A 14827-nucleotide genomic window follows, 5' to 3' on the forward strand; every position below is an offset into this window, starting at 1 on the left:
TCAGGCAATGGGTTGGTGCACGGTGACGAGCTTGCTGCCGTCGGGGAAGGTGGCCTCGACCTGGATGTCGGGAATCATCTCGGGCACACCGTCCATCACGTCGTCGCGCGTGAGCAGCTGGCGGCCGCTGCTCATCAGCTCGGCCACGCTGCGGCCGTCGCGGGCGCCTTCCATGATGGCGGCGCTGATGAAGGCCACTGCCTCGGGGTAATTGAGCTTCAGGCCGCGGGCCTTGCGCCGCTCGGCCAGCAGCGCGGCGGTGAAGATCAGCAGCTTGTCTTTCTCGCGGGGGGACAGTTCCATGGTCGTCGGGGTCTCGTGGACGTCTTGTGAACGGTGAATAGCAAGCGGCATGCCGGATGGCGTGAAGTCCGCCACGGCGCGGGCACGGAACCTGCACCGCCGAGGTGCCAGCGCACCGTCCATGAACCCCGCCAACCGCGTCACCCCACAGACTCCGATCGAAGCGCAGCCGCCCGGCGACGCCGCGGTCGGCCCGCCTGCGCCCGTGCCGCAGCAGATCATCATCAAGCGCCGCCGCGACTACAACAGCTGGGTGGCCAGCGAGACGCTGGAGGACTATGCGCTGCGCTACACGCCGCTGCGCTTCCGCCGCTGGTCGGCGATGCGGGTGGCGCAGACGGCCTTCGGCGCCGCGTCCTTCCTGGTGCTGGAGGCGGTGGGCGCGACGCTGCTGCTGCAGTACGGCTGGACCAATGCGCTGTGGTCCATCCTCGCCACCGGGCTGGTGATCTTCCTGGCCGGCCTGCCGATCAGCGTCTACGCGGCGCGCCATGGCCTGGACATGGACCTGCTCACCCGCGGCGCCGGCTTCGGCTACATCGGCTCCACGCTGACCTCGCTGATCTACGCGAGCTTCACCTTCATCTTCTTCGCGCTCGAAGCGGCGGTGATGGCCTATGCGCTGGAGCTGGCGCTGGACATCCCGCCGACCTGGGGCTACCTGATCTGCGCGCTGGTGGTGGTGCCGCTGGTGACCCACGGCATCTCGGCGATCAGCAAGCTGCAGCTGTGGACCCAGCCGCTGTGGCTGGCGCTGCTGGTGCTGCCCTTCGCCTGGGTGTGGGCGCACCATCCGGAGGCGTTTGCTGGCATCGTGAACCAGGCGGGTGCGCAGACCGGCACGGCCGGCTTCACGCTGCACGGCTTTGGTGCTGCGCTCACCGTGGGTGTGGCGCTGATCACGCAGATGGGCGAGCAGGCCGACTACCTGCGTTTCATGCCGCCGGCGCAGCCGGGCCGCGCCGGCCGCTGGTGGGCGGCGGTGCTGCTGGGTGGGCCGGGCTGGGTACTGCTGGGCGTGGCCAAAATGCTGGGCGGCGCGCTGCTGGCCTGGCTGGCGCTGTCGCACATGGTGCCGGCCGAGCGGGCGGTGGACCCCAACCAGATGTACCTGGCCGCCTACGAGTACGTCTTTCCGAACTACGGCTGGGCGGTGGCGGTGACGGCGATCTTCGTCGTCGTGTCGCAGCTGAAGATCAACGTCACCAATGCCTATGCCGGCTCGCTGGCCTGGAGCAACTTCTTCTCGCGCTTGACGCACAGCCACCCCGGCCGCGTGGTCTGGGTGGTGTTCAACACGCTGATCGCCTTCATGCTGATGGAGATGAAGGTCTTCGAGGCCTTGGGCCATGTGCTGGGCCTGTACTCGAACATCGCCATCGCGTGGATCATGGCCGTGGTGGCGGATCTGGTGATCAACAAGCCGCTGGGCCTGTCGCCGCGCGGCATCGAGTTCAAGCGCGCCAATCTCTACGACGTCAACCCGGTGGGCGTGGGCGCGATGGCGCTGGCCTCGCTGCTGTCGGTGGCCGCGCACCTGGGCTTGTTCGGCGCGCTGGCACAGGCCTTCTCGGCGGTGATCGCGATGATCACTGCGCTCATCGCCAGCCCGCTGATCGCCTGGGCCACGCGCGGCCGCTACTACCTGGCGCGACCGGACGACGCGCAGGGCCGCTACGGCCGACTGCAGAGCCTGCGCTGCGTGATCTGCGAGCGCGAGTACGAGGGCCCGGACATGTCGCACTGCCCCGCCTACCAGGGGCCGATCTGCTCGCTGTGCTGCACGCTGGACGCGCGCTGCGGCGACTTGTGCAAGCCGCAGGCACGGCTCTCGGCGCAATGGTCGGTGCTGCTGCAGCGCCTGTTGCCGCAGCGGCTGCAGCCCTACCTCGACACCGGCCTGGGCCACTACCTGCTGCTGATGGCGGTGATCACGCCGCTGCTCGGTGCGGTGTTCGGCCTACTCTACTTCCAGCAGCTGCAGCAGCTGCCGGCGCTCGACGCAGCGGCCGTCGAGGCGCTGCGCGAGAGCCTCTACCTGGCGCTGCTGAAGGGCTTCTTCGCGCTGCTGCTGGTGGCCGGCACGGTGGCCTGGTGGCTGGTGCTGGCGCATGAGAGCCGCGAGGTGGCGCAGGAGGAGTCGCGCCGCCAGACGCAGGCGCTGTTGCGCGAGATCGATTCGCACAAGCGCACCGACCAGGCGCTGCAGGACGCCCGCGCGCAGGCTGAGCGCGCCCAGGCCGCAGCCGAGGCGGCCAACCAGGCCAAGAGCCGCTACATCGGCACCATCAGCCACGAGTTGCGCACGCCGCTGAACAGCATCCTGGGCTATGCGCAGCTGATGGCGCAGGACCGCGAGCTGCCCACGCAGCGCCGCCAGGCGGTGCAGGTGATCAAGCGCAGTGGCGAGCACCTGCTGCAGCTGATCGACGGCACGCTGGATATCGCACGCATCGAGGCCGGGCGCATGAGCCTGGAGGCCGCGCCGCTGCGCTTTGCCGACCTGCTGGCCGAGCTGGCGCAGATGTTCGAGCCGCAGGCGGGAGCCAAGGGCTTGCGCTTCGTCTTCGATCCGCAGGGCCGCCTGCCCGACTGGGTGCGCGGCGACGAGAAGCGCGTGCGCCAGATCCTCATCAACCTGCTGGGCAATGCGCTGAAGTTCACCGCCACCGGCAGCGTGACGCTGCGCGTGCGCCATGCGCGCGAGATGGCGCAGATCGAGGTGCAGGACACTGGGCCGGGCATCGCGCCCGCTGAGCTCGAGCGCATCTTCGAGCCCTTCTCGCGCGGCAGCAGCGTGGGGGCGGGCGCCGGCCTGGGCCTGACCATCGCCAAGATGCTCACCGAGCTGATGGGCGGCGAGCTCAGCGCGAGCAGCACGCCGGGCGAGGGCGCGTGCTTTCGCGTGCGGCTGTTCCTGCCGGCGATCCATGCGCCGCAGGGCATCGCGCTGCCACGGCGCGAGCCGGCACGCCAGCGCCTGGGCTATGCCGGCTCGCGCCGCAGCCTGCTGATCGTCGACAACGAGGAGGCCGACCGCGCGCTGCTCGTCGAGCTGCTGGAGCCGCTGGGCTTTGCGCTGCGCGAGGCGGCCAACGGCCATGACGCGCTGGACCTGATCGCCACCGGCCTGCGACCCGACGCGGTGCTGATGGACCTGGCGATGCCGGGCATCGACGGCTGGGAGACGATACGGCGGCTGCGCGCGATGCTGCACGAGGCCGGGGTCGCCGAGCCAGCGATTGCGGTCGTCTCGGCCAATGCCTTCGAGCGCGGGCAGGACAACGATGCCGGCATTGCGGCGCAGGATTTTCTGCTCAAGCCGGTGCGCCACGCGGAACTGCTCGACTGGCTGGGCCAGCGCCTGGGGCTGCAGTGGCAGGAAGAGCCGACCGCAGCACCGCTGGCGGCGGCGCCGGCAAGACCTGACCCTGCCCCGGCGCCGGCCGCCGCGCCGCCGCAGCGCCCGCCCGAGGCCCTGCTGGCCGGGCTGCGCGAAGCAGCAGCGCTCGGCTGGACGCGCGGCGTGCTGCGCCAGCTCGACGCGATCGCCGCGGCCGATCCGGCCTACGCGGCCTTCTGCACGGTGCAGCGCGAGCTGGCCCAGCAGTTCCAGTTCGAGACCATGCTGAAGCTGCTGGACGGCAGCAGCAATACGGACCTTAGTGCCGCGAAATGACTGACGCCATGAGCCCCAGCGACTTCATCCCCTCGCGTCCGATGCAGGCCGCCACCGACTCGCTGCTCGCCGGCATGGACGGTGAGCGCGTGCTGGTGGTGGACGATGTGCCGGACAACATCGCGCTGCTCAACGACGCGCTGGACGAAGCCGGCTACACGGTGCTGGCCGCGACCAGCGGCGAGGCAGCGCTGACGCGTGCGCTGCAGGCGCGGCCCGACATCGTGCTGCTGGACGCGATGATGCCGGGCATGGACGGCTTCGAGGTCGCGCGCCGGCTCAAGGCCGAGCCGGCCACCGCGCACATCCCCATCGTCTTCATGACCGGGCTGACCGAGACCGAGCACCTGGTCGCCGCGCTGGAAGCGGGCGGCGTGGACTATGTGACCAAGCCCATCGACCCGCGTGCGGTGCTGGCGCGCATGCAGGTGCACCTGCGCGGTGCGCGCGAGCGCCGCCAGGCACGACAGGCGCTCGATGCCTTCGGCTACGCCAGCATCGTGATCAATGCCAAGAGCGGCCGCCTGCTCTGGCAGACGCCGCTGGCGCGCGAGCTGCTGCGCGGGCATTTCGGCAGCGACGGCCCGCTGGCGCCGCCGCCGCTGCTGGACTGGCTGCGCCGCTGCATCGCCGCCGGCGCGCTGCCCGGAGGCGCGGAACCGCCGCGCTATGTGCTGGAGCGCGGCGCGCAGCGCCTGAGCTTCGCGCTGCACCAGCGCATCAGCGCCGACGAGGACGAGGCCGAAGCCAACGACTGGCTGATCGTGATGCGCCAGAGTTCGGACAGCACCGTGGTGATCGACTCGCTGGCGGCCAGCTTCGGCCTGACGGCGCGCGAGGCCGAGGTGCTGTACTGGGTGATCCAGGGCAAGATCAACCGCGACATCGGCGACATCCTCGGCGCCAGCGCCGCCACCGTGAAGAAGCACCTCGAGCGCATCCACGCCAAGCTGGGCGTCGAGACCCGCACCGCCGCTGCTGCGATGGCGCTGCAGCGTCTTAGGCAGCTGCATCCTGGGTGGGGTGGGTAGGTAGCGTTGATTCCTTGAGCTACTGCCACGGCCTGAGCGTGCCGACGCCAGCGCGCATCCGTCTGACTCCATGCCAGGGCGAGGACGCCCTGGCGCTCGCTAGGCACGAACAGTCCACCGGACTGTTCGTGTCCGAGCTCGCTCCCCCGCCTCCGGTCGTCCCGACCGAAGGCTCCTCCTTTACCTACGTCATCCGGACGCCCACTGCCGGCGGCGCAGTGAGACCGAGCCCTGCATTGCTGCGCGACGCAGTCCGCCGCATCGGTCGGGCGGCGGCGGGTGCCTGTTGGCCGCAACTTAAGGGGGAGGGCCGCAGGCCCGGAGGAGATGGAGGCCGGCAGGTACCCGTTGGCGCCCGACTAGCGCAGGCAGCCAATCCCTGACCTCGCCAAAACTCGGTCATCGAGATACGCCCCTCATACGCCATCCGCCGTATATCCGCCAAACGGGGCGATTCCTAGCATGGCCCTGCGTTCTCACTGACTCACTCACCCACGCATCCAAAGCCACAAGGAGCCCGTCCATGCCCAAGCACCTGCTGCCCCGTCGCAATGCCCTGAAAACCCTCGCCGCCGCCAGCGCACTGGCCGGTCTGGGGCTGACCTCGCTGAACAGCTTCGCCGCCGACACCATCAAGGTCGGCGTGCTGCACTCGCTGTCCGGCACCATGGCCATCTCGGAGACCGTGCTCAAGGACACGGTGCTGATGGCCATCGACGAGATCAATGCCAAGGGCGGCCTGCTGGGCAAGAAGCTCGAGCCGGTGGTGGTGGACCCGGCGTCCAACTGGCCGCTGTTCGCCGAGAAGGCCAAGCAGCTGATCAGCAAGGACAAGGTGGCCGTGGTCTTCGGCTGCTGGACCTCGGTGTCGCGCAAGTCGGTGCTGCCGGTCTTTGAAGAACTGAACTCGCTGCTCTTCTACCCGGTGCAGTACGAAGGCGAGGAGCTCTCCAAGAACGTGTTCTACACCGGCGCCGCGCCCAACCAGCAGGCCATCCCTGCGGTCGAATACCTGATGAGCAAGGACGGAGGCTCGGCCAAGCGCTTCGTGCTGCTGGGCACCGACTATGTGTACCCGCGCACCACCAACAAGATCCTGCGCGCCTTCCTGAAGAGCAAGGGCGTGGCCGATGCCGACATCATGGAGGAGTACACCCCCTTCGGCCATTCCGACTACCAGGGCATCATCGCCAAGATCAAGAAGTTCGCCTCCGAGGGCAAGAAGACCGCGGTGGTGTCGACGATCAACGGCGACTCCAACGTGCCCTTCTACAAGGAACTGGGCAACCAGGGTCTGAAGGCGACCGACGTGCCGGTGGTGGCCTTCTCGGTGGGTGAGGAAGAGCTGCGCGGCGTCGATACGAAGCCGCTGGTCGGCCACCTCGCCGCCTGGAACTACTTCATGAGCATCAAGAACCCGGCCAATGCCGAGTTCGTCAAGAAGTGGAGCGACTACGCCAAGGCCAAGGGGATCGCCGGCCACAAGGACAAGCCGCTGACCAACGACCCGATGGAAGCCACCTACATCGGCGTGAACATGTGGGCGCAGGCGGTCACCAAGGCCAAGAGCACCGACACCGACAAGGTGATCGCCGCGATGGCCGGCCAGACCTTCAAGGCGCCGGGCGGCTTCACCAGCACGATGGACGCCAAGAACCACCACCTGCACAAGCCGGTGTTCATCGGCGAAGTGAAGGCCGACGGCCAGTTCAACGTGGTGTGGAAGACGCCGGGCCCGATCAAGGCCCAGCCCTGGAGCCCTTACATCCCTGAGAACAAGGGCAAAAAAGATGAGCCTGTCGCCAAGTAAGCCGGCCTGACTGACAGCTCATTGCCTTTGACCATGATCCAGCGCCTGCTTATCGCGGCGGGCGCCTGGCTGCTGCTTTGCTTGAGCAGTGGCCAGGCGCAAGCCCTGACCCCCGACCAGGCCCGCGCCATCGCCGCGGGCGAGACCGATGCGCGCATCGAGGCGCTGAATGCCGCGGTGGCGGCGGGCGATGCTGGCTTGCCGGCCTTCGTGCAGGCGCTGCTCGACGATGCGGTCAAGCTGACGCCCAAGCAGGTGCTGGTGGTCGACGGCACGGCGGTGCGCGATGTCGCCACGGGCCAGGCGGCGACGCTGCCGGAAGACGCCGAAGACGTACTGAACAACAACCGCATGCGCGGTGCGCTGCAGGCCGCGCAGGCGGCGCTGCAGCTCTTCTCGACCGAGCTCGCCACGCGGCGCGATGCGGTCGAAGCCCTGGCCAAGCAGGGCATGGACGAATCGCAGCTGCCGCTGCTGGACAAGGCGCTGGCGGCAGAGAGCGATGCTGCGGTGAAGGCGCGGCTGACGCAGCTGCGCGCCGGCCTGTTGGTCGGATCCAGCGACCGTGCCAAGCGCCTGGAAGCGGTGCAGCTGCTGGCCTCCAGCAGCGAGCCCACGGTGAAGGCCCTGCTGGCTGAGCGCCTGACTGCCGAGACCGATGCCGATGTGCGCAGCGCGCTGCGCCGCGCGATCGATGCGATCGAATCGCGCCTGGCCTGGGGCGAGCGCGCCGGCCTGGTGTTCACCGGCATCAGCCTGGGCTCGATCCTGCTGCTGGTCGCGCTGGGCCTGGCCATCACCTACGGGCTGATGGGCGTGATCAATATGGCGCATGGCGAGCTGATGATGGTCGGCGCCTATGCGACCTATGTGGTGCAGAACCTGTTCCGCAGCTATCTGCCCGGCGCCTTCGACTACTACGTGCTGGCGGCGATTCCGGCGTCCTTCCTCGCCGCCGCGCTGGTCGGCGTGGTGCTGGAGCGCAGCGTGATCCGCTGGCTCTACGGCCGGCCGCTGGAAACGCTGCTGGCCACCTGGGGCATCTCGCTGGTGCTGATGCAGGCGGTGCGCTCGCTGTTCGGCGCGCAGAACGTGCCGGTGGAGAACCCGGCCTGGCTGTCCGGCGGCCTGCAGGTGCTGCCCAATCTGGTGCTGCCCTACAACCGCCTGGCCATCATCGCCTTCGCACTGCTGGTGCTGGGCGGCGTGGCGCTGCTGATCGCCAGAACGCGGCTGGGCCTGTTCGTGCGCGGCGTCACGCAGAACCGCCGCATGGCCGCTTGCGTGGGCATCAACACGGCGCGCATCGACACGTACGCCTTCTCGCTGGGTGCGGGCATCGCCGGCCTCGCGGGCTGCGCGCTCAGCCAGGTCGGCAATGTGGGTCCGGACCTGGGCCAGAGCTACATCGTCGACAGCTTCATGGTGGTGGTGCTGGGCGGCGTGGGCCAGCTGGCCGGCACGGTGATCGCGGCGCTGGGCCTGGGCGTGCTGAACAAGATGCTCGAAGGCGTGGCCGGCGCGGTGCTGGCCAAGATCATGGTGCTGGTCTTCATCGTCGTCTTCATCCAGAAGCGGCCACAGGGTCTGTTCGCGATGCGCGGACGAGAGATATGACCCACCCCCTACGCGCTTCGCGCGCCCCCTCGAGGGGGCAACACCGGCTGCCCGGCAGAGCCGGATCAGCGGTGTTCGCTCGGCCGCTCTACGCGACGAATTTGTGACTGACATGACAACATCAGCCCCCCTTCAAGACCATAGTGCCACGCCGCTGCCCGGCCGGCCGCGCCTGCTCTCGCCGCGCGGCTGGACCGCGGTGCTGCTGGCCACGCTGCTGATAGCCGTGCTGGCGCCGGCGCTGAACCTGTGGGTGCCCGAGGGCCATGCGCTGCATCTGAGCGACTATCTGGTCGGCCTGATCGGCAAGATCATGTGCTACGCGATCTGCGCGCTGGCGATGGACCTGATCTGGGGCTACACCGGCATCCTCTCGCTGGGCCATGGCCTGTTCTTCGCTTTAGGCGGCTATGCGATGGGCATGTACCTGATGCGCCAGATCGGCCGCGAGGGCCAGTACCAGAGCGATCTGCCGGACTTCATGGTCTTCCTCGACTGGAAGGCGCTGCCCTGGCACTGGAGCTTCAGCGATTCATTCGCCTTCCAGCTGGCGATGGTGCTGCTGGTGCCGGGCCTGCTGGCGTTGGTGTTCGGCTTCTTCGCCTTCCGCAGCCGCATCAAGGGCGTGTACTTCTCGATCATCACGCAGGCGATGACATTCGCTGCGATGCTGCTGTTCTTCCGCAACGAGACCGGCTTCGGCGGCAACAACGGTTTCACTGACTTCAAGCGCATCCTCGGCATCCCGATCGCGCAGCAGAGCACGCGCATGGCGCTGTTCGTGATCACCGGCCTGGTGCTGATCGCCTGCTTCCTGCTCGCGCGCTGGATCGTCACCAGCAAGTACGGCCGCGTGCTGCAGGCGATCCGCGACGCCGAGAGCCGCGTGATGTTCACCGGCTACAACCCGCTCGTCTACAAGCTCAGCATCTGGACGCTCAGCGCGGTGATGTGCGCCATCGCCGGCGCGCTCTATGTGCCGCAGGTCGGCATCATCAACCCCAGCGAGATGAGCCCGGCGGCGTCGATCGAGATCGCGATCTGGGCGGCGGTGGGCGGGCGCGCCTCGCTGATCGGCCCCATCGTCGGTGCCTTCTTCGTCAACGGCGCGAAGAGCTGGTTCACTGTGGCCTTCCCGGAGTTCTGGCTGTACTTTCTCGGCGCGCTGTTCATCGCGGTGACCTTGTTCCTGCCGAATGGCATAGCCGGCCTGTTCAACAGGCCGGGGGGCATCGTCGGCCTGTTCGCCAAGCGCAAGAGCGACGAAGACGCACAGAAGGAGGGCCAGGCATGACGCCCGATCTGCAGCAACAGGGTCGCGAGCTGCGCGCGGCGCACGAGGCACGCGCCGCCACTGCAACCGGCCGCACTGAGAGCGGCGGACGCTCCGCGGCGTTCAGCCGCGTGGTGAAGGCAGGCGAGCCGGATTTCACGCAGGGCGTGGCGCTCTACCTGGACGAGATCAGCGTTTCGTTCGACGGGTTCAAGGCGCTGAACAAGCTGAGCCTGACGGTGGACGTGGGCGAGCTGCGCTGCATCATCGGCCCCAATGGCGCGGGCAAGACGACGATGATGGACTGCATCACCGGCAAGACCCGGCCCGACAGCGGGCGCGTCTCGTTCGGCTCGACGATCGATCTGCTGCGTCTGTCGGAGCCCGAGATCGCGCAGATCGGCATCGGCCGCAAGTTCCAGAAGCCGACGGTCTATGAAGAGCTCAGCGTGTTCGAGAACCTCGAGCTCGCGCTGGCCGGCGACCGCGGCGTGCGCGCCGCGCTGTTCGGCCGCACCGGTGGCGAGCAGCTGGACCGCATCGCGCAGACGCTGCAGACGATTCATCTGCGCGAGCAGGCGACGCGTCAGGCCGGGCTCTTGAGCCACGGGCAGAAGCAGTGGCTGGAGATTGGCATGCTGCTGATGCAGGACCCCAAGCTGCTGCTGCTCGACGAGCCGGTGGCCGGCATGACCGACGAGGAGACCGAGCGCACCGCCGAGCTGTTCCTGAGTCTGGAGGGCAAGCATTCGCTGGTGGTGGTGGAGCACGACATGAAGTTCGTCGACCAGCTGACCGAGGGACGCAAGAAGGTCACCGTGCTGCACGAAGGCTCGGTGCTGGCTGAGGGGCTGCTGGCCGAGGTGCAGGCGAACGAGAAGGTGGTGGAGGTGTACCTTGGGCGTTAGTTGGTTCTCGCTCGTTGTGTTGGAGGACTTCGCTGGTCGGCCGCCAGCGGGTACCTGCTGGCCTCCATCTCCCCCGGGCCTGCGGCCCTCCTCCTTAAGTTGCGGCCAGCAGGCACCCACTGCCGACCGACCAGCACCGCGGACTGCGTCGAACCTCTTGCGCACACCTTGGTGCATGTGCGCCGACGACGGTAGGCGTTCGGATGACGTAGGTAAAAGGGGGAGAGCCGAAGGCTCGGAGGACACGGAGTCAGACGAATGCCTGCCGGCGTCGGCACGCGCTACAGGTCGAAGGAAAGCTCGCACATGCTGAACGTCGAAGGCATCAACCAGTACTACGGCGGCAGCCACATCCTGCGCAACCTTGGCTTCGAGGCCAAGCTCGGCGAGGTGACGGTGGTGCTGGGCCGCAATGGCGTGGGCAAGACCACGCTGCTGAAGAGTCTGATGGGTGTGGTGCCGGTGAAGACCGGGCAGATCACGCTGGACGGCAAGGACATCACCAGGCTGACGCCCTTCGAGCGCGTGCGGCTGGGTATGGGCTATGTGCCGCAGGGGCGCGAAATCTTCGGCCGGCTGACGGTGGAAGAAAACCTGCGCATGGGCCTGGCGGTGAAGCCCGGCAGCGCGAAGATCCCGCCGCAGCTCTTCAAGCTCTTCCCGGTGCTGCAGCAGATGCTCTCGCGCCGCGGCGGCGACCTCTCCGGCGGACAGCAACAACAGCTTGCCATCGCACGCGCATTGGCCGCGGGGCCGCGCCTGCTGATCCTCGACGAGCCGACCGAGGGCATACAGCCCAGCATCATCAAGGACATCGGCCGCGTGATCCGCCAACTAGCCGACGAGGGCCTGGACGGCCAGCGCATGGCCATCGTGCTGGTCGAGCAGTACTACGACTTCGCCGCCGAGCTGGCCGACCAGTACCTGCTGATGGAACGCGGCGAGATCATTGCGCGCGGCCGTGGTGCGGACATGGCGGCCGACCGCGTGCGCGAGCGCATGTCGGTCTGAGTGACCGGTCAGCCTAGCGGCGCTGATGTGCCGGCGCCGCTGATCATCGACGACACCGTGCGGAAACAAAGCTTAAGTCTGGCCTAAGTGTTTGGCCGGACAGTGGCGGCGTGTTCAACCACGCACTGCTCCGCCACGGAGCCTGTCAACGATGATCATGACGAAGTCCTTTGCACAGTCCCTCACGCCTTCGCGACTGTTCATTGCCCTGCTTGCCGCCGGAGCGATCGGCGGCGCGGGCGCGTCGCTGTTCTCGGCTTCTCATGCGCCGGCCGCCGCGCAGGCCGGCACGCCTGCTGCCGTAGCCCCCGCCGCGACGGCGCCGGGTGCCGCGCCGGCTACGGTGGGCATGAGCCTGCCCGACTTTTCCTCGATCGCCGCGCGCCACGGCCCGGCGGTGGTGAACATCAGCGTCACCGGCGTGCGCAAGGCGCGCGGCGCGTCCTCCGGCGAGGAGACCGACGACGAGGACGGCGATGGCGGCAACGCGCAGCCCACGCCGCCGCAGCAGCGACGCGGCTTCCCGGGCCTGGACCCCAACGATCCCTTCTACGAGTTCTTCCGCCGCTTCCAGATCCCTGGCCAGCCTGGCGGCGTGATGCCGCGCGACGTGCCGGTGCGCGGCCAGGGCTCGGGCTTCATCATCAGCGACGACGGCCTGATCCTCACCAATGCGCATGTGGTGCGCGACGCCAAGAACGTCACCGTCAAGCTGACCGACCGCCGCGAGTTCGAGGCCAAGGTGCTGGGCAGCGACCCCAAGACCGATGTCGCGGTGCTGAAGATCGAGGCCAAGACCAAGCTGCCCACGGTGCCGCTGGGCAGCACGCGCGACCTGAAGGTGGGCGAATGGGTGCTGGCGATCGGCTCGCCCTTCGGCTTCGAGAACAGCGTCACCGCCGGCGTGGTCAGCGCCAAGGGCCGCTCGCTGCCTGACGACAGCATGGTGCCCTTCATCCAGACTGACGTGGCGATCAACCCCGGCAACTCGGGCGGCCCGCTGTTCAACACGCGCGGCGAGGTGGTGGGCATCAACTCGCAGATCTTCAGCCGCACCGGCGGCTACCAGGGCCTGTCCTTCGCGATCCCGATCGACAGCGCGCTGAAGATCAAGGACCAGATCGTCACGCACGGCAAGGTGCGCCATGCGCGCCTGGGCGTGGCCATCCAGGAGGTCAACCAGACGCTGGCCGACTCCTTCGGCCTGGACAAGCCGATGGGCGCGCTGGTCTCCAGCGTTGACAGCGGCAGCGCGGCCGACAAGGCCGGGCTGAAGTCGGGCGACGTGATCCTCAAGGTCGACGGCCAGGCGATCGAGTCCTCCGGCGATCTGCCCTCGCTGATCGGCCAGATGGCGCCGGGCAGCGAGGTCAGGCTGGAGATCTGGCGCCAGGGCAAGCGCGAAACGCTCAGTGCCAAGCTGGGCGACGCGGCCGACCGCAAGGCCACGCAGCAGGCCAAGGCCGACGATGCGGCAGGTCCGCGAGGCCGCCTGGGCCTGGCGCTGCGCCCGCTGCAGCCGCAGGAGCGCCGCCAGGGCAATGTCGACGGGGGGCTGCTGGTCGAGGACGCGCGCGGCGCCGCCGCGATGGCCGGCGTGCAGCGTGGCGACGTGCTGCTGGCCGTCAATGGCACGCCGGTGAAGGACGTGGATCAGGTGCGCGAGATCGTCGCCAAGGCGAGCAAGTCGGTGGCCCTGCTCATCCTGCGCGGCGGCCAGCAGATCTTCGTGCCGGTGAAGCTGGGCTGAGACCGGACCGAGGCCAGTGCCAATGCACTGGCCGACGCCGGCCGAAGGGCCCGGCATGTCCCGCATGCCGGGTGCGGCCCGCAGGGCTGAGACCGGACCGAGGCCAGTGCCAATGCACTGGCCGACGCCGGACTAAGGACCCGGCACGCACAGCCGAGACGGATCCAGCTGCTACCCAGGCCGGCTGGGTCCTCACTCAGCAGCTGGCGCCTTTCTTTCGTTTCGACGCAGGCGCCGGGTCGGCAGGGGCCAGCGCCAGGCGCACGATGGGCCGCGCCGGCGTGTGGCGCGCCACCTCGGCGAAGCCGGCCTTCTCGAACATCGAGCAGGAGCCGAACCATGAGGCGTCCGGCGCGGCGTCGGCCCGACGGTCCACCGGATAGGCTTCGAGCAGGCGCACGCCGCGCTCGCGCGCCCAGTCCACCGCGCCGGCGAGCAGCGCATGCGCCACGCCCTGGCGGCGATAGGCCGAGGGCACGACGAAGCAGATGATGGACCAGACCGGCTGCTCGTCGACCCGCTTCATCGTGCGCGAGCGCGCCAGTCGCGCGAAGTCCTCGCGCGGTCCCAGCGAGACCCAGCCGACCGGCGTGCCGCTCTGGTCGTAGCCGATCAGCCCTGGCGGCGGTCCGCCGTCCGCTTCGGCACGGCGCGCCAGCGCGGCGATGGCCGCGCGGTTGCGCTTCATCGCCGCGGCATTGCCGCCAGCCATCACGTCCGCGCCGCTGAGCCGGTAGTACATGCAGTAGCAAGGCTTGGCGACCGAGCAGCCGCGCGCCTGGAAGACGGCATCCAGGTCGGGCATGCGCGCCGGGGTGAGGGGCAGGACAGTCAGTGTCATGGCAGCACCGATGAGTGTCGGCTCCGCTCTGCGGCGGCGTGACCGGGTTTGCGCTAGGTCGCTGTTAGCCTCAGGCCGCGCTCACATCGCCGCGTCGAACTCGTCGCGGTAGCGCGCAACGCCGCCCTCGGCGGGCAGGGCGCGAGCATCGAAGACCCGCGCCATGAAGGCCTCGTCCGGCACGCCCGGCCATTGGCAGCGCAGCCCGTGGCGTGAGGCAGGCTCGAAGCCGAAGCGCGGGTAGTAGTTCGCGTGGCCGAGCACGATGACGAAGGGACAGGCCGCGGCGCGCAGCGCCTCCAGGCCATGCCTGACCAGCAGTCCGCCGATGCCGCGGTTCTGGTGCGAAGGCAGCACCGCCAGCGGCGCCAGGCCCATGCCGACCGCGTCGCCTTCGGGGGCCAGCGTCACCGGCGTGAAGAGGATGTGTCCGACGACGACGCCGTCCTCGACGGCGACGAAGGCGAGGTAGTCCGCTTCGGCGCAGTGCTCGCGCAGCCGGTCGACCAGCACGGCTTCTGGGCCCTTGTCGAAAGCGGCCAGGTTCAGCTGGTGCACCGCATCGCAGTCGCCGGGTGCTTCCTTGCGGATTTCGATCATCTGC

Annotated in this window: 11 protein-coding genes; 8 read left to right on the top strand and 3 right to left on the bottom strand. The window is 68.7% G+C overall.

What is annotated here, in order from left to right; genetic code table 11:
* Positions 1–303: an urease subunit gamma gene (locus AC2EBS_RS12315; protein ID WP_484728702.1), complete on the bottom strand. Its 303-nt coding sequence runs from the start codon at positions 301–303 to the stop codon at positions 1–3.
* A gap of 121 nt (positions 304–424) precedes the next feature.
* Here AC2EBS_RS12315 and AC2EBS_RS12320 point away from each other — a divergent pair, with 121 nt between their 5' ends.
* The 8 genes from AC2EBS_RS12320 to AC2EBS_RS12355 all read left to right on the top strand — a co-directional run bounded on the left by AC2EBS_RS12320 (position 425) and on the right by AC2EBS_RS12355 (position 13382).
* The gene (locus AC2EBS_RS12320) at positions 425–3982 is read left to right on the top strand and encodes a hybrid sensor histidine kinase/response regulator (protein ID WP_484728703.1); all 3558 of its coding nucleotides are present in this window, start codon (positions 425–427) and stop codon (positions 3980–3982) included.
* An 8-nt stretch (positions 3983–3990) separates the two neighbouring features.
* Positions 3991–5013 carry a response regulator gene (locus AC2EBS_RS12325; RefSeq protein WP_484728704.1) on the top strand — a complete coding sequence of 341 codons (1023 nt, stop codon included), beginning with the start codon at positions 3991–3993 and terminating at the stop codon, positions 5011–5013.
* 523 nt (positions 5014–5536) lie between these two features.
* Positions 5537–6823 (top strand): urea ABC transporter substrate-binding protein, encoded by a 1287-nt coding sequence (urtA, locus tag AC2EBS_RS12330; RefSeq protein ID WP_484728705.1) that lies wholly within the window; start codon positions 5537–5539, stop codon positions 6821–6823.
* A gap of 33 nt (positions 6824–6856) precedes the next feature.
* The gene (gene urtB / locus AC2EBS_RS12335; protein WP_484728706.1) at positions 6857–8440 is read left to right on the top strand and encodes an urea ABC transporter permease subunit UrtB; all 1584 of its coding nucleotides are present in this window, start codon (positions 6857–6859) and stop codon (positions 8438–8440) included.
* Between the two features lie 112 nt (positions 8441–8552).
* The gene (gene urtC / locus AC2EBS_RS12340) at positions 8553–9734 is read left to right on the top strand and encodes an urea ABC transporter permease subunit UrtC (protein ID WP_484728707.1); all 1182 of its coding nucleotides are present in this window, start codon (positions 8553–8555) and stop codon (positions 9732–9734) included.
* Positions 9731–10621, top strand: a complete 891-nt coding sequence (gene urtD, locus AC2EBS_RS12345) for an urea ABC transporter ATP-binding protein UrtD (RefSeq protein WP_484728708.1) — start codon at positions 9731–9733, stop codon at positions 10619–10621. Before urtC ends, urtD begins: the two co-directional genes overlap by 4 nt.
* A 306-nt stretch (positions 10622–10927) precedes the next feature.
* Entirely contained in the window at positions 10928–11632 is a 705-nt protein-coding gene (gene urtE, locus AC2EBS_RS12350) for an urea ABC transporter ATP-binding subunit UrtE (RefSeq protein ID WP_484728709.1), read from the top strand.
* Between the two features lie 151 nt (positions 11633–11783).
* On the top strand, positions 11784–13382 hold the full coding sequence (locus tag AC2EBS_RS12355; RefSeq protein WP_484728710.1) for a DegQ family serine endoprotease: 1599 nt from the start codon (positions 11784–11786) through the stop codon (positions 13380–13382).
* Positions 13383–13578: 196 nt separating this feature from the next.
* On the opposite strand, the gene AC2EBS_RS12360 is transcribed toward AC2EBS_RS12355, so the two are convergent.
* On the bottom strand, positions 13579–14223 hold the full coding sequence (locus tag AC2EBS_RS12360; RefSeq protein ID WP_484728711.1) for a GNAT family N-acetyltransferase: 645 nt from the start codon (positions 14221–14223) through the stop codon (positions 13579–13581).
* An 81-nt stretch (positions 14224–14304) separates the two neighbouring features.
* Positions 14305–14823: a GNAT family N-acetyltransferase gene (locus AC2EBS_RS12365; RefSeq protein ID WP_484728712.1), complete on the bottom strand. Its 519-nt coding sequence runs from the start codon at positions 14821–14823 to the stop codon at positions 14305–14307.
* Between the last annotated feature and the right edge of the window lie 4 nt (positions 14824–14827).

Source organism: Roseateles sp. T103 (genome assembly GCF_057219915.1).

Coding starts and splice junctions, on each gene's coding strand:
- AC2EBS_RS12355 (WP_484728710.1), top strand. CDS start 11,784: ATGATCATGACGAAGTCCTTTGCACAGTCCCTCACGCCTTCGCGACTG.
- urtB (WP_484728706.1), top strand. CDS start 6,857: ATGATCCAGCGCCTGCTTATCGCGGCGGGCGCCTGGCTGCTGCTTTGC.
- urtA (WP_484728705.1), top strand. CDS start 5,537: ATGCCCAAGCACCTGCTGCCCCGTCGCAATGCCCTGAAAACCCTCGCC.
- AC2EBS_RS12365 (WP_484728712.1), bottom strand. CDS start 14,823: ATGATCGAAATCCGCAAGGAAGCACCCGGCGACTGCGATGCGGTGCAC.
- AC2EBS_RS12325 (WP_484728704.1), top strand. CDS start 3,991: ATGAGCCCCAGCGACTTCATCCCCTCGCGTCCGATGCAGGCCGCCACC.
- AC2EBS_RS12320 (WP_484728703.1), top strand. CDS start 425: ATGAACCCCGCCAACCGCGTCACCCCACAGACTCCGATCGAAGCGCAG.
- urtC (WP_484728707.1), top strand. CDS start 8,553: ATGACAACATCAGCCCCCCTTCAAGACCATAGTGCCACGCCGCTGCCC.
- urtE (WP_484728709.1), top strand. CDS start 10,928: ATGCTGAACGTCGAAGGCATCAACCAGTACTACGGCGGCAGCCACATC.
- urtD (WP_484728708.1), top strand. CDS start 9,731: ATGACGCCCGATCTGCAGCAACAGGGTCGCGAGCTGCGCGCGGCGCAC.
- AC2EBS_RS12360 (WP_484728711.1), bottom strand. CDS start 14,223: ATGACACTGACTGTCCTGCCCCTCACCCCGGCGCGCATGCCCGACCTG.
- AC2EBS_RS12315 (WP_484728702.1), bottom strand. CDS start 303: ATGGAACTGTCCCCCCGCGAGAAAGACAAGCTGCTGATCTTCACCGCC.